This is a genomic window from Delftia sp. ASV31 (genome assembly GCF_016428765.1).
In the GTDB taxonomy this organism is placed as follows: Bacteria; Pseudomonadota; Gammaproteobacteria; order Burkholderiales; family Burkholderiaceae_C; genus Comamonas; species Comamonas acidovorans.
Window position 1 is genome coordinate 11,622 of sequence record NZ_JAELTK010000003.1, and the last position, 15,665, is coordinate 27,286.

At 63.0% G+C, this 15,665-nt stretch carries 17 protein-coding genes and 1 pseudogene; 13 read left to right on the forward strand and 5 right to left on the reverse strand.

What is annotated here, in order from left to right; all coding sequences use genetic code 11:
• Window positions 1–63: 63 nt before the first annotated feature.
• The 3 genes from JHD82_RS01660 to JHD82_RS01670 all read right to left on the reverse strand — a co-directional run bounded on the left by JHD82_RS01660 (window position 64) and on the right by JHD82_RS01670 (window position 3,605).
• On the reverse strand, window positions 64–831 hold the full coding sequence (locus tag JHD82_RS01660) for an SDR family oxidoreductase (RefSeq protein WP_012204207.1): 768 nt from the start codon (window positions 829–831) through the stop codon (window positions 64–66).
• Complete coding sequence (locus JHD82_RS01665) at window positions 831–2,558, reverse strand: acetolactate synthase catalytic subunit (protein WP_199135215.1); 1,728 nt, start codon at window positions 2,556–2,558, stop codon at window positions 831–833. The genes JHD82_RS01660 and JHD82_RS01665 overlap by 1 nt, the downstream gene beginning before the upstream one ends.
• Window positions 2,559–2,648: 90 nt before the next feature.
• A complete protein-coding gene (locus JHD82_RS01670; protein WP_199135216.1) occupies window positions 2,649–3,605 on the reverse strand; it encodes an SMP-30/gluconolactonase/LRE family protein in 957 nt (318 codons plus the stop codon).
• Between the two features lie 146 nt (window positions 3,606–3,751).
• Here JHD82_RS01670 and JHD82_RS01675 point away from each other — a divergent pair, with 146 nt between their 5' ends.
• The 3 genes from JHD82_RS01675 (at window position 3,752) to JHD82_RS01685 (ending at window position 6,555) form a co-directional block, all read left to right on the forward strand.
• A complete protein-coding gene (locus JHD82_RS01675; protein ID WP_199135217.1) occupies window positions 3,752–4,456 on the forward strand; it encodes a GntR family transcriptional regulator in 705 nt (234 codons plus the stop codon).
• Between the two features lie 508 nt (window positions 4,457–4,964).
• Complete coding sequence (locus JHD82_RS01680) at window positions 4,965–5,729, forward strand: hypothetical protein (protein ID WP_199135218.1); 765 nt, start codon at window positions 4,965–4,967, stop codon at window positions 5,727–5,729.
• A gap of 649 nt (window positions 5,730–6,378) precedes the next feature.
• Complete coding sequence (locus JHD82_RS01685) at window positions 6,379–6,555, forward strand: hypothetical protein (RefSeq protein ID WP_199135219.1); 177 nt, start codon at window positions 6,379–6,381, stop codon at window positions 6,553–6,555.
• 56 nt (window positions 6,556–6,611) lie between these two features.
• Here the strand turns inward: JHD82_RS01685 and JHD82_RS01690 are convergent, their stop codons facing one another.
• Together JHD82_RS01690 and JHD82_RS01695 are read right to left on the reverse strand one after the other, a co-directional pair.
• A complete protein-coding gene (locus JHD82_RS01690) occupies window positions 6,612–7,649 on the reverse strand; it encodes a phage portal protein (RefSeq protein WP_199135220.1) in 1,038 nt (345 codons plus the stop codon).
• Window positions 7,646–9,499, reverse strand: coding sequence for a terminase large subunit domain-containing protein (locus tag JHD82_RS01695; protein WP_233174583.1), 1,854 nt, complete (start codon window positions 9,497–9,499; stop codon window positions 7,646–7,648). The genes JHD82_RS01690 and JHD82_RS01695 overlap by 4 nt, the downstream gene beginning before the upstream one ends.
• A gap of 157 nt (window positions 9,500–9,656) precedes the next feature.
• Here JHD82_RS01695 and JHD82_RS01700 point away from each other — a divergent pair, with 157 nt between their 5' ends.
• The 10 genes and pseudogenes from JHD82_RS01700 to JHD82_RS30440 all read left to right on the forward strand — a co-directional run.
• Window positions 9,657–10,496, forward strand: coding sequence for a GPO family capsid scaffolding protein (locus JHD82_RS01700; RefSeq protein ID WP_199135222.1), 840 nt, complete (start codon window positions 9,657–9,659; stop codon window positions 10,494–10,496).
• 49 nt (window positions 10,497–10,545) lie between these two features.
• Window positions 10,546–11,556 (forward strand): phage major capsid protein, P2 family, encoded by a 1,011-nt coding sequence (locus JHD82_RS01705; RefSeq protein WP_096915356.1) that lies wholly within the window; start codon window positions 10,546–10,548, stop codon window positions 11,554–11,556.
• 112 nt (window positions 11,557–11,668) lie between these two features.
• Window positions 11,669–12,391, forward strand: a complete 723-nt coding sequence (gene gpM, locus JHD82_RS01710; protein ID WP_199135223.1) for a phage terminase small subunit — start codon at window positions 11,669–11,671, stop codon at window positions 12,389–12,391.
• Between the two features lie 107 nt (window positions 12,392–12,498).
• Entirely contained in the window at window positions 12,499–12,984 is a 486-nt protein-coding gene (locus JHD82_RS01715; protein WP_199135224.1) for a head completion/stabilization protein, read from the forward strand.
• Between the two features lie 2 nt (window positions 12,985–12,986).
• Entirely contained in the window at window positions 12,987–13,211 is a 225-nt protein-coding gene (locus JHD82_RS01720) for a tail protein X (RefSeq protein WP_133073860.1), read from the forward strand.
• 1 nt (window position 13,212) lies between these two features.
• Entirely contained in the window at window positions 13,213–13,464 is a 252-nt protein-coding gene (locus JHD82_RS01725) for a hypothetical protein (RefSeq protein ID WP_096915352.1), read from the forward strand.
• The gene (locus tag JHD82_RS01730; RefSeq protein WP_199135225.1) at window positions 13,461–14,045 is read left to right on the forward strand and encodes a glycoside hydrolase family protein; all 585 of its coding nucleotides are present in this window, start codon (window positions 13,461–13,463) and stop codon (window positions 14,043–14,045) included. Before JHD82_RS01725 ends, JHD82_RS01730 begins: the two co-directional genes overlap by 4 nt.
• Window positions 14,042–14,623, forward strand: a complete 582-nt coding sequence (locus tag JHD82_RS01735; RefSeq protein WP_199135226.1) for a hypothetical protein — start codon at window positions 14,042–14,044, stop codon at window positions 14,621–14,623. The genes JHD82_RS01730 and JHD82_RS01735 overlap by 4 nt, the downstream gene beginning before the upstream one ends.
• Before the next feature lies 1 nt (window position 14,624).
• Complete coding sequence (locus tag JHD82_RS01740; protein WP_199135227.1) at window positions 14,625–15,161, forward strand: phage tail protein; 537 nt, start codon at window positions 14,625–14,627, stop codon at window positions 15,159–15,161.
• Window positions 15,162–15,164: 3 nt separating this feature from the next.
• A pseudogene (locus JHD82_RS30440) lies at window positions 15,165–15,617 on the forward strand (phage virion morphogenesis protein); the annotation flags it as partial.
• Between the last annotated feature and the right edge of the window lie 48 nt (window positions 15,618–15,665).

Here is a 15,665-nt window from a genome sequence, read left to right on the forward strand (position 1 = left end):
GGTGCCGTCCCCCCGCGAAGCGAGAGGGGGAAGCGGCGCAGCCGCTCAGGGGGTCGTCCTTCCTCAATTCATGAAGAAGCCGCCGTTGACGTCGATCACCGCGCCATTGGTGAAGCCTGCGGACTCGCTGCACAGGTAGCGGATGGCGGCACCGACCTCGGCCGCCTCGCCCAGGCGCCGCACAGGGATCTGCTCGGCATAGCGGCGGTTGACCTCGTCGCCGGCCTGCTGCGCCATCGGCGTCAGGATGCGGCCCGGCGCCACGCAGTTGGTGGTGATGCCGTACTGGCCCATCTCCGAGGCGATGGAGCGGCTCAGGCCCAGCACGGCGGACTTGCTCAGCATGTAGGCGGGGCCGGCCACGATGGACTTGCCGCGCCCGGCCAGCGAGGACACGTTGACGATGCGCCCCCAGCCCCGCTGCTTCATGCCCGGCAGCGCCAGCTGGCACAGGCGCAGCATGGACAGCAGGTTGACGTCCAGGATCTGTTGCACCTCGCCCAGCCCCACTTCGAGGATGCCGTTGGACTGTCCGCTGGCGTTCTTGAGGCTGATGCCGGCGTTGTTGACCAGGATGTCCACGCCGCCGTGGCGCTGCACCATGTCCGCGACCACGCGCTGGCGGGCTGCCTCGTCGCAGACATCGAGCACCACGGCGCTTGCCCGGGCACGCAGTTCCTGCGGAACCAGATCCAGGTCGGGCGCGGCCAGGTCAGCCAGCACCACGCGGCGGCCGTCGCGCAGCAGTTCGATGGCGGTGGCCAGGCCAATGCCGCGTGCGGCGCCGGTCACCAGGGCCGTGCGGATGGGGAAGTTCTCAGGCGCGCTCATCAGTGGCTCTCCGGCGTGTAGAAGGTGATGGGGGGAAAGGCGTCTTCGGTGCACATGACCTCGATCAGCGTGGAGCGCTCGGCGGCCATGGCGGCGCGCAGCGCGGGAGCGATGGCATCGGCCGATTCCACGCGCACGCCGTGGATGCCGCAGGCCCGTGCGATGGCCGCATGGTCCACGCCGCTGAAGTTCACGGCCGAGGTGTGCTCGCCGAACTTCACGTGCTCGGCATGCTTCTGGTAGCCCAGGATGCCGTTGTTGATGAGGACGGTGATGACCTTGATGCCCATGCGCCTGCAGGTCTCCATCTCCGACCACACATGGCCGAAGCCGCCGTCGCCCACCAGGCAGAACACCTGGCCGCCGTCCTGCGCCAGGCGCGCGCCCATGGCCATGGGCATGCCCCAGCCCAGGCCCGCCAGGCCGCGCGGAGTGAGGAAGCGCTGGCCGGTCCGGCGCGCGGTCAGGTAGTTGGTGACCCACAGCGTGGAGTAGCTGGCATCGGCCACCACGGTGTCCTCGGCGGTCAGCAGGGCATCGAGCTCATGCATGATGCGTTCTGGCCGTATGGGAGCGGCGTTGGACAGGCGCACTTCGGCTGATTCCTGCCGATGCCTTTCCCTGCCCTTGGCAATGCGTGCGGCCAAGGCAGCGCGCTGGCCGGTACGGGCCGACAGATCCATCGGCCCGGCGATGTCCAGCATGGCCTGCAGCGCCAGCCGCGCATCGCCCACCAGGCGCATGGCGTCGTAGTTGCGCCCTATCTCCTGGCCGTCGATATCGAGGTGGATGAATTGCGCATCGCGCGGGTACAGCGTCCAGCTGTCCGTGCCGTTCTGGTTGGTGCGGTTGCCGATCAGGAGCACCACGTCGGCCCCGGCCACGAAATCCTTCAGGTAGCGGCCCGAGCCGTTGGGGCCCAGGCAGTTGGCGACCACGCCCAGCGACAGCTCATGCGTTTCGGCCACGGCACCCTTGCCCATGTTGGTGGTGGCCACGGGCAGGCTCAGCGCTTCGGAAAAGGCGCTCAGTGCCTCGCTGGCACCCGAGATGTGCACGCCGCCACCGGCAACGATGACCGGCGCGCGGGCCTGGAGCAGCGCGCCCACGGCCTGTTCCAGCAATTGCCGTTCGGGCACGGCGCGGTCCAGCGGAAAGCGGGCCAGTGCAGCGGGCCGGGGCACGCTGGAGGGCTGGGCAGGCTCGGTGAGCAGGTCGGCCGGCAGCATCAGCGCCACGGGGCCAGGCCGGCCGCTGCAGGCGGCGATGATGGCCTGCTCCACATAGTCTTCCACGCGCGATGCCTGGTCCACGCGGCGCACCCACTTGGTCACGGGCTTGAACAGGCCCATGTGGTCCAGATCCTGGAAGGCGTTCCTGTCGGTCTGGTCGCGCGCCACGTCCTGCACGAGCGCGATGATGGGGATGGAGACCTTCAGCGCCTCGGCCAGCGGCGCCACCAGCAACGCTGCGGCCGGCCCGTTCTGCGCGGTGATCACGGCCGGCCTGCCGCTCATGCGGGCATGGGCATCGGCCATGTAGCCGCCCGCGTTCTCGGTGCGGTAGGCGATCTGGCGCAGGCCCAATTCCTCGGCGGCCAGCACGAACATGCTGGGCAGGCTCTGCCCGAAGAACTGCGTGATGCCGTGCCGCTTCAGGACCCGGGCCACCAGGTGGCCTACGGTGTCCTGCTTGTTCAATCCAGGGTTGCTCAGGGGTTTCGACATGGGTTGCGGTTTCCGTTCAACAAAAAAAGGCGTAGCGGCTCCCTCGCCATGACAATCGCCAGCGATACGGAAAGGGAAGCCAGGGGGAACTTATCTATTCAGGAAATTCAAAGGCAATCCAGGACACGGCCAGTCCAGCGCCACCAGCCGCCCCGTGGAAGACAGGGTGACAAAAGCCGTCTTCAGGTCCTTGCCACCAAAGCAGATGTTGGTGGTCATGGGGTCGGGCAACTCGACCCGGTGCAGCACCTGCCCGGCTGGCGAGACCACGGTGATGCCGCCCTCGCCCAGCGTGGCAAGGCAGATGTTCCCTTCGGCATCCACGGCCAGGGAGTCGATGTTCTGCATGCCCGGCAGGCGGCAGACCAGCCGTCCGCCATTGGGCGAATCGGGCCAGGGCCGGGCCAGGATGTGCCCGGGCTCGCCGATGTCGAAGGCCCACAGCCGCCCCGTGAAGGTCTCCGCCACATAGAGCGTCTTCTCATCGGGAGAAAGACCGATTCCGTTGGGCGACCACAGCGGGAAGACGGCCTCGCGGATGGCGCTGCCATCGGCCAGCGCGTAGCAGACGCCGCCCCGGTCCACCTCACGCGGCCGCACCTTGCCGTGGTCGGTGAACCAGAACCCGCCATGCCGGTCGAAGACCAGGTCGTTGGGCCCCTTCAAGGGTCCGCTGCCGCTTTGCGTGTACAGGCATTCGACCTGGCCCGAGGCCAGGTCCACGGCCTCTATGCGCCCGCCTGAATAGTCGTTGGCCTGGCCTATGGGCCGCAGCCCATGCTCCGCACTGCGGTGCCACTGGAAGCCACCGTTGTTGCAGATGAACAGCTTGCCGCCGGGGCCTATGGCGGCGCCGTTCGGGCCTGCACCCAGGTGGACGAGCTGCCGCCTTGTGCCATCGGCCGTCACCCGGGTCAGCCAGCCGTTGGCGATCTCCACCAGCACGACCGATCCATCGGGCATGGCCACCGGGCCTTCGGGAAACTCCAGGCCGTCGGCCAGCTCACGAATCCTTGGTTCTGCTTTTTCCAACGTGTATGTCCGCATGCACCCCCCTTAGATATGATGCATGGTACTTGATGCATCAAACACCAATTACAGGGTTAGCCCTTGGCACAGCCGCACTCCGTGGCCATGGGCAAACCGTCCTTCCTCGGGAGGTACCATTGCGCCCAAGCAGTTGCGGAGGCCCGATGTCCAGCGTTTTTTCACAGATCCGAACCAATCAGACCCTTGCCGAAAAAACCTACCTGCAGATCCGTGACGCCATCGTGAGAGGCCAGCTGCAACCCGCGCAGCGCCTCGTCTACCGCAGCCTGGCCGAAGAGTTCGGCATCAGCCCCACGCCCGTGCGCGATGCCATACAGCGCCTGGCCTCCGAAGGCGCCCTGGACCTGGACGACCGCGGCGTGGCCACCGTGCCCGTGCTCAGCGTGGAGCAGTACGTGGAAATCATCGCCCTGCGCATCGAACTGGAAGGCCGCGCCGCCGCAGCCGCCGCCAGCCGCCATCCGGGCCAGGGCTTCATCGACACCCTCACCCGGCTGCACCAGGACCTGGAAAAATCCATCGCCGTGGACGACGACGCCACGCTGATCGCCAACGAGCGCTTCCACTTCTCCATCATCGAAGCCGCGCAGCAGCCCGTGCTGGCCAGCCTCATCGGCCTGCTATGGCTCAAGTGCGGCCCGTCCGTGCGCTACCTGTACCGGGGCACCTACGCCCGCGCGGCCGAACATCCGCACATCCGGCTGATCCATGCGCTGGAGCAAAGGGACGGCCCCGCCGCCCGGCAGGCCGTGGTGCAGGACCTGCAAAGCGCCTGCCTGCATATCCTCAGGAAGATTGCCAAGGATGAGGGTTTGGAGTTTCCGCAGGAGTGGGAAGTGGCGGGGTAAGGCATTGGCCCCGCACGCCTGTGCTTACGTGGTTGTTCCCTGTCGTCCAGGCAGGTCTTGTCTAGCGCCTTCGCGCCGCTGCAACCCGTTGACTCCCAGGCCAACGAGCGACCTCTCGCAAAACAGACAGCCCTCCCCGGCTCCCGACCTTTCGGTGCACACGCCAATGATGCATGGGATCATTTGCTTAGGAAAATTTGTTCGCCTTTCTTGAAATTTACGCCAAAACTTACGCCTACATCGCAACTGCCCGCTCAGACAAGTGGCGCTTGAACTTGGGTAAGCTTTCACACTTTAGTAACTCGTTGTACGATGGAAAAAATTTCCACCAGTGAGATATTTGTATTTATAAGTGCTTCGTGAGAAAAATATACTTAACTCAGCACACGCAAGGGTGATTCAGGTATTCCACCAATAAAATCAACACCAAAAACAAGCAGTCTAAATCTATTGAAAATTCCAAGAAAATTTTTCAAATAAGCATAACATTCCAACACTGGAGATCATTTTGACCGAAGATACCAATACGTTAGAAAATAGGCTAAATCACCCCAGTTTCCCCCAGCCCTCAAACCCGAACCAGAAAGTTTGGAGGTACATGGATTTGGCCAAATTTACTTGGCTACTATCCGAATCAAAAATAACTCTAATTCGCGCAGATCTATTCCAGGATCAGCACGAAGGCAGTCTGACGTATAAGGCTGCCGAGCTGATGGAATTAGCTAGCACTGAAAATGGCGAACATAAACTATATTCAACTTTATCCGACGCATATCAGGAAATAAAAGGAATTACTTATATCTCCTGCTGGCATGGGAATGACCATGAATCAGATGCAATGTGGAGGCATTACAGTGGAATCGGTGGTCTGGCAATCCAAACGTCATATAAAAGCTTAGCAAGCTCACTTGAAGAATGCCCAGACACCTACATAGGCGCAGTAAAGTATATTGACTATCACAGTGAAGTATTTGAGGGTGGCAATATATTCAACCCATGTATGCACAAAAGGGTCAGCTTTGAATATGAAAAAGAAATAAGATTAGTTCAAATTCCATTTAAATATTACAAGAAACGTGAAATAACACGGCCTAGTGTTATAAATATTCCGTGGAACTGCGAAGAAAAAATAGATAGCATTATAATAAGCCCATATTCCCCAACCTATTATTACGAAGCAGTTGTTGCAATTGTTAAATCTCTCGCACCTCGTTTGTCAGATAAAATTAAATTATCAGATTTAAGCAGAAAGCCGACATATGGTGTTCGCTAAAGCACCATTCAGTTAACCAAATAACCAAGAAGCTATAAATTTGAAAAAATGGATCGATAGAGGATTCTACAAAACAGTTAAATATTCAGTCGCGAACTTACAACACTTATTCCCGACACTTTCTTATCACCAAGGCCCGCGCGGACAGAATGAGTCCTCGCGGGCCTAGTCACTTCTGGACCGCGTTCGCGCGCTTTTCCTGGCCCTGGCGCCCCCGGCGTCCCGCAGCTGCCTGTCCAACACCGTCAAAACGCGCATATCTACGTCAAATCCCGTCATGTGAAATACAGGCCTCATCGCCGCGCAGGCCGCACTGCGCTTGGCGCTGGCCCTGGCCGGCAGGGCCGTCGTAAGCCACCTATTTAGGGCGGGGGCGAGGCGGGGGTCTCGGCGCGCGCTGGCGGTCAAGATAGGCCTTTTCGGCTGGATGGCGGGAAAGGGGTGCCCTGCGACGGGGGCATGCAGGGACGTGGCGGGCCTCTGGGCAGCGCGTCGGGGTAGCGGCAAGGGGTGGAGCAGGGCGCATGGGTCTAGCGCGCTGGAGGCCTGCAGGTGCACAAGCGAAAAGTTACAGATTCAAAAGTACTGTATATTTAAACAGTAGAACACTGTATATTTCCGCAGAATCAAGAGACACAAGGGGCCACGAGTGAGCGATAGCAATGAGACCGACGACCCGATGCATGCGGCAGCGCGGGACATCTACGCGAGCCTGATTGCCCTGGATGCATTGCTGCAGGCGGCGCAGGCAAACCCCATCCCCGCCTGCCATGTACGGCAGCTGCTGCAACCCGCTCTCAAGACGCTGGACCGCACCACCAGCTGACGGCGCCCAAGAAAAAGGGGCCTGCATGCAGGCCCCTTTGTTCCATCGTTTCCCGTCTACACCAGACCTTGCTGGGCCGGCTCAACGCTGGGCAGTAGGTAGGGGTCAAAGCTGCAGACAACATCCCCCATCCATTCATTGATGGCCTGCGCGAAGTGCGTCTGCAGGGGATGGATTTCGTTGCGCGCGAACACCCGTGCAGCGTTGACCACATCGCCGAAGCCGCCAGCATTGGCCGGCACCACGCCCATAAGCTGCGGAGGCACGCGATGGGCGGCCAATTGGTCATCACGGCTCACGTTCTTGATGTTGAAAAATTCATCCTTGGCCGCCGCCTCGCCGATGGGCAGCAGCTGGATGGCTTTTTCTTTGCCGCCAGGCGAATGGAAAAACAGATTGCGGAAATTGCCCATGCCCTTGGAAGATTTCAAGGCCTGGCGCAGCGCATCCACATCGTCTTTTGCCACTTCGGGATCGCTCAGATAGAGGATGTATCCGGCATGGCTCCCATTGTTGTAATACCGGCGCCGAAACAGCGTGGCCGACTCATTGAGCCAGGCAGATTGCAGGGCGGCCAGGTACTGCGGCAGTCCATAGATTTCCTGGTGCACATCGGGCTGGAAGATGTGGCAAATGCTGCCTTCGGGAAACGTGTGCTCTTCCTGCCAGGTGCGACGGAAGCCGAAAAGTTTCAGACCACGGTGCCGCCGCGTGTACTTGGCCAGTACGTGGCGCAGGGGCAATGAGCCACCAAGGCGATTGCGCGGGCGCTCCAAGTAGCCATTGCCAAAAACAAGGAAGTCCAGAGCAGCCCAATGCACCGTGGCGCGGCTCAGCAGGGGATGCGGGCGCAGCGTGCTGGCGAGCACCTGGGCCTTGAACTGGATGGCGCTTTCGTGGTGGGTGGCAGCGCGCAGGGTGCGCGCCAGACCATCGAAGCTGATGGGGGTTTCATACCAATCCCCATTGAGCCAGCATTCCACGTAATCCAAGATTTCTCGCCGGTCCAGCACGGCCTCGGGATCGCCGAAAGAGAAAGCCTCGGCAGTGGCTGGCGCCGTCATGGTGCCCGCTGGGGTTGTGGGTTCTGTCATCCAAAAATCTCCAAAGTCGTGCGACTGGGAACGCCGCCCACGGCGACGGCCTCCAGCGGCTCGTTGTCCATCGCATTCATGCAAGCCCAGGCCAGGTCTGCATGCCCTGTTTCGCCGCCCCGACCAGCCGCATAGGTCACGCTCTTGCCTGAGCCCGTCATTTCGCGCTTGATGGCCAGGAAACTGCGCTGCAGGTCCACGTCGCCAGAATCGAACTCAAAGCGGCCGGCGCGCATAAGGCTTTGCGCCTTCATCACCAGGCGCGTTTTGACCTCCACGCTGTACTGCAATGACTTCACGGACGGGAAGAACTTCTTCACGATCTGCAGGACGCCCTGGCCCAGTCCTGTGGAATCAATGCAGATGTGCGCCACGTTGTATTTCTCTGTCATCTGGCGGATGACTTCGGCCTGCCCCTCAAAGTCCGATCCCTTGAATTGCATGCGCTCCAGCACGCGGAACTTGCCGCCCGGCTTGTCAGGAGGTGCCAGTACCACCAGGCCGGCAGAGTCGCCCGTGTGGCTGGGGTCATAGCCAATCCAGACGGGTTTGCTGCCATACGGCCGCAGCGTGAAAGGTTTGAAATCGCTCCATGCGTCCCAGCTGTCCGCATGGCAGCGCATCAGCGTGGACAGAGGGAATACGGCGAAGGTGTCATCGACAAACCCGCACATGAGCAGGTTGTCCCATTCCTCGTCCGAATACTCGAAGCGCAGCTCGTCAAGGTCGAACAGATTGCAGCCGCCGCGCTGCGCATCAAGCACCGTGACAATCTGCCGCCATATCTTGTCCTCGCCGACGAAGCCACCAGCCAGGTGCGAATGGCTCAGGTCCAGCTCTATGCGGTCCTTCTTGGCGCGCTTCTTGTTGATGCGCTCCGCACTCCACAGGGCATAGGCCTGGTGCTGCAGGCTGCTGGGCGTGGAAAACAGCGTCTTGCGCCAATGCTTGTGAATGGCCATGCCGCTGGCCACTTTCCACAGCTCCGTGAAGTTGTTGACCCAGAAGAATTCATCGAAATAGAGATTACCGTGGTACGACTGCGCGGTGCGGGCGCTCGTGCCCAGGAAATACAGCGTGGCGCCATTGCTCAGGACGATGGGATCGCCCTTCAAATCGATATCGCAATGCTCCTTTGCAAACGCGATGATGTACTGCCGGAAAACATGGGCCTGCGCACGGCTGGCCGAAAGAAAAATCTGATTGCGGCCCGTCTGCAGGGCATCAATCAGGGCCTCGCGGGCGAAGTACCACGTTGCGCCGATCTGGCGCGATTTGAGAATGGCGCGCGTGCGCTGCTGGATTTGCTCCCACCATGTGTTTTGGTAGTTGAAAAGCGAATCCAGAAATGCCCGTGTGATCTTGTCCACATCCTCGGACGTGAAGTGATTGCGCTCGGGCTGCTTCTTTGGCCCGGCATTGCGCCGTTCGATGGTGGGATTCAGATCCGTTTCGCGGCCCGTGCGCTCGTACTTTTGCACGCGCGCCAATCGCTCCATGGCGCGCCCTAGCGCGTCCATTTCCTTGTAATCGCCGTTGCCTTTGCCCTCCTTGTGGATGAGCGTGCACAGGCGCATTTCCAGCGATCCCTCGACGCGCTCCACGGGCTTGGCCGCGTCCCAGCCATCGGCCTTTTTCCAGTCGTGCAGCGTGGTGCGCGGGATGCCCAGGTGCTCGGCGATGTGCGTGATGCGCCAATGCATCCAGTACAGCGCGCGGGCTTGGCGCCGCAGGCCCGCCTCACCCTCTGCAGTGAGGTCATGCAGTAGCTGCACATCGTCGGCCGGCGTGGCGTCGGGTTGGATGGGGAAGGGGTTGGCAGGCCTCTTTCGGCGCACGGCAGAAGTCATGCCATCGAGTGTCTGCATGCCCTCGCGCGCGCGCATCACCTTTGCCCGCTGTGATCGCCTCGCACCGGCCATTCAGTTGGACGCCTACGCGGTGCGGCGGGAGCATAGAGGCATCCCCAAAAGGGGCCGATCCACACCATCCACCGAACTGCAGCACATGCCCACCAAGTCCAAATGGTTCCGCGTGGCCACCGAAGGCGCCACCACCGATGGCCGCGAAATCACGCGCGCCGAAATCCAGCAAATGGCCGCCAGCTATGACCGCGAAAAAACCTATGGTGCGCGGGTCTGGCTGGAGCACTACCGGGGCACCGTGCCCGGTGGTCCATTCGACGCCCTGGGAGACGTGCTGGCACTCAAAGCCGAAGAAAACGAGGACAAGAAGCTGCAGCTGTTCGCGCAGATCGAGCCGCTGCAGGGCCTCATCGAGATGAACAAGAAGGGGCAGAAGATTTTCAGCTCCATCGAAATTCATCCCAGCTTTCCCAAGACGGGCGGCGCCTACTTCTTCGGCCTGGCCGTTACCGATAGCCCCGCCTCGCTCAGTACCGAGGTGCTGAAGTTCTCGGCTGGCGACCTGGCGAAAAGCCCGTTTGTCGGCCGCAAGGTGGACCAGGCGCTGATGTTCTCGGTGGCTGAACCGGCGGAGCTGGTGTTTGAAGAGACACCGGCAGTCACTGGTGGCGAATCCGGCGCAGTGCAAGCCGTGGTGAGCGCATTCACCAAGGTGCTGGAGCGCCTCATGCCGCAGCCCGAAAAAAAGCCCGAGCCCGTGCAGTCGCACAGCATGGACAAGGACAAGGTGCTGGAAGCCTTCACCGGAATCGGCCAAGTGCTCGAAACCATGGCGAAAAAGCAGGATGCGGTGGCCAGCCAATTCGCCCAGCTCCAAACCCAGCACACCGACCTGGTGAAAAAGCTCAGCCAGGAAGAGCAGCCCGGCCACCAACGCCCGCCCGCCAATGGCGGCAGCGGCGTGGAACAGGCCGACTACTGATACCGGCCACCCTGGCCCCCTCATACCGCAGACCCCATAGGAAAAGACCATGCTCAACACCACGCGCAAGCTCTACAACGACTACATGGCCCGCCAGGCTCAAATGTCGGGCGTGTCCGATGCATCCCTGAAATTCAACGTTGACCCCACGGTCCAGCAGCGCCTGGAAACCAAGATTCAGGAGTCGAGTGAATTTCTCGGCCTGATCAACATCAACGGCGTTGCCGAGCAGTCTGGTGAAAAGGTCGGCCTGGGGGTGGGTGGCACCATCGCCAGTCGCACTGACACCAGCGGCAACGGCGTGCGCAAGACCAGCGACCCCACCACGATGGACAGCGGCAAGTATTTTTGCCGCCATACCGACTACGACACGCACCTGACCTACGCGAAGATCGACTCCTGGGCGAAGTTCAAAGACTTTCAGACCCGTATCAGCGGAGTGGTGGCCAAGCGTTGCGCGCTCGATCGCATCATGATCGGGTGGAATGGCAGGACCGCAGCGGACAACACCAATCGCGTGCAGAACCCGCTGCTGCAGGACGTCAACATCGGTTGGCTGGAAAACATCCGCCAGAAGGCGGCCGCCCGTGTCATGAGCGAAGGCAAGCAAGCTGGCAAGGTTTCTGTGGGGTCTGGCGGCGACTACAAGAACCTTGATGCCCTGGTCTTCGACGTGACCAACACGCTGCTGGACACCTGGCATCAGGAAGATCCCGGGCTTGTTGCCATCACCGGCCGCAAGCTGATGCATGACAAGCTGTTCCCCCTGGTGTCGGATTACGACGCGCCCACCGAACGACTGGCGGCAGACATCGTGCGCAGCCAGAAGCGTCTGGGAAACCTGCCAGGCCTGACCGTGCCCTACTTCCCGGCCGACAGCGTGCTCGTCACCCGCCTGGACAACCTTTCCATCTACTACCAGAACGGCGCACGCCGCCGCGCCATCAAGGAAGTCCCCGAACGCAACCGCATCGAGTTCTATGAAAGCTCGAACGATGACTACGTGATCGAGGACTACGGCCTGTGTGCCCTCGTGGAAAACATCGAGATTCTGGAATAGCCCAAAGCATCGAGGCCACCCCCAGAGATTGATCGCACCGTCTCCGGGCCTTTGGGGCCACGACTTTCGCCAAGACGTGGCCCCGCAATTCCGCCATCCAAGAGAGCAACCAATGCCGCAGACTCCCGCCCAACGCCACCTAGCCCGCGTGCTGGCCGAGCAGCAGGCCGCCCTGGCAGCAGCGGCCGACCCGCACGGCCCCATGCAAGGCAGCGAACACCAGCTCATGCTGGCCACGCTGTACGCCCACAAGGCCACGCTGAAAAACATCAAGGCCGTGGACAACAAGATCGCGGCCAAGGTCAAGCTGCTGCCCGACTTCGATGCCTACATCGACGGCGTGCTGCAGGCCGATGCCGGCGCCCAGGACCCGGTGCTGGTGGAGGTGCTCGTGTGGCAGATCGACGTGGGCAACTGGCCCCGCGTCCTGGAGCTGGCCGACTACGCGCTACGCCACGGCCTGCAGATGTCCGACAGGTACAGCCGCGACCTGGCCTCGGTGGTCATGGAGGAAACCGCCGAGGCCGCCATTGCCGGCAAGCTGGCCGGCCATGACGCCCTGGTAACGCTGGCCAAGGTGGACCAGCTCACCGCTGGCCTGGACATCCATGACCAAGTGCGCGCCAAGCTGCACAAGGCCATCGGCTGGGCCGCCATGGGCAAGACCACCACAACCGAGGTGGACCCTAAACAGCTGGAGCTGCAGCCCGTGCAAATCGCGCTGGAGCACCTGACACGCGCCGTCACCTTGTTTGAAAAGGTGGGCGTGAAAAAAGACGTGGAGCGATTGGAGCGCCGCTTGACCGAGCTGCAGCAGTCCGACGCTCCCACCTGAGCGCACCCCCCGCGCCGGGCGGCTCCGTGGCCACGGCCATCTGGCCATGCCATGCACGGCCAACGCCACGGACCACCGCCCACCTTCACCATCCGCCCCCGCCCGCCATGTCCTTCATTGCCAACGCCAACCCGCCCGCATCCACCGCAGAGCCCACCGTAAGCAATGACGGCTGGTTTCCCGACCTGGTGCCCACCCAGGTGCGCGATGCCTGCCGCCTGGACGGCACCGTGACCACACCGCGCCTGCTGCTCGCCCTCAAGGCCGCAATGCTCAGCGTCAATGCCGAGCTGCAGGAATGGGCGGCCGAGCAGCGCGCCCGCTGGGGCTATGAGCAGCTGGCGGACGTGCTCGCGCCCCAGGTGGGCGGTGAAAGCGCCAAGCTCCTGCACTACCGCCGCGCCGTGCACGAATGCCTGCAGGCGGATCTGCAGGAGGCCTACCGCGAAAGCGCGGCCACCAAGGTGGGTGGCGGCGGCGAGGAAGCCGTGCGCGAGGCCCTGGCGGCCAAGGTGGATTACCACCGCAAAAACCAGCGCTGGGCCATTGCCGACCTGGTGGGCAGTGCCCGCTGCACCGTGGAACTGCTGTAGCCATGGCCACCACCAGCAGCCCCACCACCACCGTGCGCGCCCATGAGCACGACACGCTGGACGCCCTGTGCCACCGGCACCTGGGCCGCACGGCCGGCGCCGTGGAAGCCACGCTCAACGCCCACCCGGGCCTGGCCAAGCGCGCCGCAGGCCTGGGCGCTGGGGAGCCCGTCCAACTGGTGGCCGCGCCCGCGCCGGCACGCCCAATGATTCAACTGTGGGATTGATATGGACCGCGAAACCATCGTGAAAGCCGTTGCGGTAGAGGGAGCCAAGGCCGCTCCACCCGTCACCGTGGTGGCCACCAATCTGGCCAATGGCTGGACCATGACCCACACCGTGACCGCGCTCACCATCCTCTACCTCCTGCTGCAGGCCGCCTACCTGCTGTGGCGCTGGAGCAATGAACGCGATGACCGCCGCGCCAAGCAGGCGCGCGAAGCGCTGGACCAGGCCGCAGCCTGCAAGGTGCAGGCATGAGCGGCCAGCGCATCCCCGCAAAGCTGCTGGGCATCGGTGCGGCCATCGTCACCGCCTGGATTGCGGCCGAGGGTTTCAGCTCGGCGCCCATCGTGCCGGTGCAGGGAGACGTGCCCACCATCGGCCACGGCACCACGCACTACGAGGACGGCAAGCGCGTGACCATGGAAGATCCGCCCATCACGCGCGAACGTGCCCGGCAGCTGGCCACCAACCTGCTGGAAGCGCAATACGGCACCTGCGTGCGCGACTCGCTGGGCGACACGCCCATGCACCCCGCTGAATTCGCCCAGGCCGTGGACTTTGCCGGGCAGTACGGCTGCGGCGCCTGGCGCGGCTCCAGCATGCTGGCGCGCACCTGGGCCGGCGACTATGCGGGCGCCTGCCAGGCCTACCTGGCCTATCGCTACATGACCAGCACGCGGCAGGAGGCCGCAGGCTGGACCGCCTACCAATGGGACAGCGCGGGCCGGCCGCGCCGCTGGCGCTTTGACTGCAGCACGCCGGGCAACCGCGTTTGCCGCGGCGTCTGGACCCGGCAGCTCGCGCGGCACAGCGCCTGCATGGAGGCCCTGACGTGACACCACACAACCACCAGCGCGGCCTGCTCGGCTCGCAATTCCTGCTGACCGGCGTGCTGCTCCTGGCCCTGGTCCTGGCCACGTTCTACGCGGGCGTGCTCTACGAAGGCGGCAGCGCCGCCAAGGCCCAGCAGACCGCCCTGCAGGCTCAGCAGCGCAAGGCCGACGAGGCTGTGGACAAGCTGCGCGCCGAGCGCGACGACACAGAGCGCGACTTGCGCAAGCAGATCGCAGACCAGAAAGCCAAACTCGAAACCACCCAAGGAAACGCCAATGCAGCTCATCAAACCCATGTCGCTGGCGTGCGTGCTGGCACTGTCCGCGTGCGCGTCCCCATCGTCCCTGCAGTGCCCGCCTGCGGTGGACCTGCGCCACGCGGCCCCGCCCAGGGTGGAGCCGCTGGGCCTGAAACCGCGTATGCCCAACTTGACCCAGAGGCAGCGGCAAATCTTGCCGGCATCGCCAACGATGGGGATCAGGGAATCAGGGAGCTGAATCACTGCATCGGTCAATACGAGCTGATGCGCAAGGCCATGGACCTGTGGACCGAGCGGACGCTGGCCGGCATGGGGGGCTGACATGCTCAAGCTGCAAAGCCTGCGCGACTTCCTGGCCCAATGCGCGCCCGACCTGGCGCGCGACCCTGAGAATTTCATCGTCTATGGCGATGACGGCCGCCTCATCGCCACGGGCACGGCCTCGCTGTCCTTCGAGTATCGATACACCGCCTATGCCACACTGCTGGGCTACGCGGGCCACCCGGACGCCATCATGGTGCCGCTGCTGGCCTGGTGCCAGGTCAACCAGCCCGTGCTGTTCGACAACCCTGCCAAGCGTGAGAACGCCATCCGCTTCGGCGTGGCACCACAAAGCGCATCCACCTACGACCTGGGCATAGAGATAGACCTCACAGAGCGCGCCATCGTCACACCCGACCCGGACCACGACACGCGCCTGCGCATCACACACCCCGACGAACCCGGCCCCGTAGGCCTGCAGCGCTTCGATGGCAAGGACGTGCGGCAGCTCGAAGTCTGGGAGCTGTGGATGCGGGACCAAAAGCTGGCCACCTGGGAATTTTTGCCGCCCGCCTGGCGCCAACGCATGCCGCTGTAAACCATGGCCCAGGAACTCAAGGCCCTGGAGGATTGGGCCGGCGCCTTCCTCGAAAAGCTCAGCCCGCCTGAGCGCAAGCGCCTGGCCGCCCAGGTGGCGCGCAGCCTGCGCACCACCAACACGCGCCGCATGACGCAGCAGCAGGCGCCAGACGGCAGCCGCTGGGAAGCACGCAAGCCGCCCCCGTCGCTCAAGGGCCGGCGCAAGCCCCGCTTTGAAACCAAGACCGGCCCCATGATGGCCAAGCTCAAGCGCGCCAAAGCCCTGCAGGCCAAGGGCCAGACAGACGGCGCCGTGGTCGAATTCCTGGGCCGTGCCCAGCGCGTGGCCCGCGTCCACCACTTCGGCGAAACCGACAACGTGAACCCCGGCCGTGGCCCGCGCTACGACTACCCGGCACGCGAGCTGCTGGGCTACGGCGACGAGGATCTGGACAAACTGCGCACCCTGGTGCTGCAGCACCTGAAACTCAAGATCGCCTCTCGGCGGTTGCACCGCCTGGCA

Coding starts and splice junctions, on each gene's coding strand:
- gpM (WP_199135223.1), top strand. CDS start 11,669: ATGCCGCAGACTCCCGCCCAACGCCACCTAGCCCGCGTGCTGGCCGAG.
- JHD82_RS01700 (WP_199135222.1), top strand. CDS start 9,657: ATGCCCACCAAGTCCAAATGGTTCCGCGTGGCCACCGAAGGCGCCACC.
- JHD82_RS01705 (WP_096915356.1), top strand. CDS start 10,546: ATGCTCAACACCACGCGCAAGCTCTACAACGACTACATGGCCCGCCAG.
- JHD82_RS01725 (WP_096915352.1), top strand. CDS start 13,213: ATGGACCGCGAAACCATCGTGAAAGCCGTTGCGGTAGAGGGAGCCAAG.
- JHD82_RS01665 (WP_199135215.1), bottom strand. CDS start 2,558: ATGTCGAAACCCCTGAGCAACCCTGGATTGAACAAGCAGGACACCGTA.
- JHD82_RS01730 (WP_199135225.1), top strand. CDS start 13,461: ATGAGCGGCCAGCGCATCCCCGCAAAGCTGCTGGGCATCGGTGCGGCC.
- JHD82_RS01660 (WP_012204207.1), bottom strand. CDS start 831: ATGAGCGCGCCTGAGAACTTCCCCATCCGCACGGCCCTGGTGACCGGC.
- JHD82_RS01695 (WP_233174583.1), bottom strand. CDS start 9,499: ATGACTTCTGCCGTGCGCCGAAAGAGGCCTGCCAACCCCTTCCCCATC.
- JHD82_RS01675 (WP_199135217.1), top strand. CDS start 3,752: ATGTCCAGCGTTTTTTCACAGATCCGAACCAATCAGACCCTTGCCGAA.
- JHD82_RS01670 (WP_199135216.1), bottom strand. CDS start 3,605: ATGCGGACATACACGTTGGAAAAAGCAGAACCAAGGATTCGTGAGCTG.
- JHD82_RS01690 (WP_199135220.1), bottom strand. CDS start 7,649: ATGACAGAACCCACAACCCCAGCGGGCACCATGACGGCGCCAGCCACT.
- JHD82_RS01720 (WP_133073860.1), top strand. CDS start 12,987: ATGGCCACCACCAGCAGCCCCACCACCACCGTGCGCGCCCATGAGCAC.
- JHD82_RS01740 (WP_199135227.1), top strand. CDS start 14,625: ATGCTCAAGCTGCAAAGCCTGCGCGACTTCCTGGCCCAATGCGCGCCC.
- JHD82_RS01715 (WP_199135224.1), top strand. CDS start 12,499: ATGTCCTTCATTGCCAACGCCAACCCGCCCGCATCCACCGCAGAGCCC.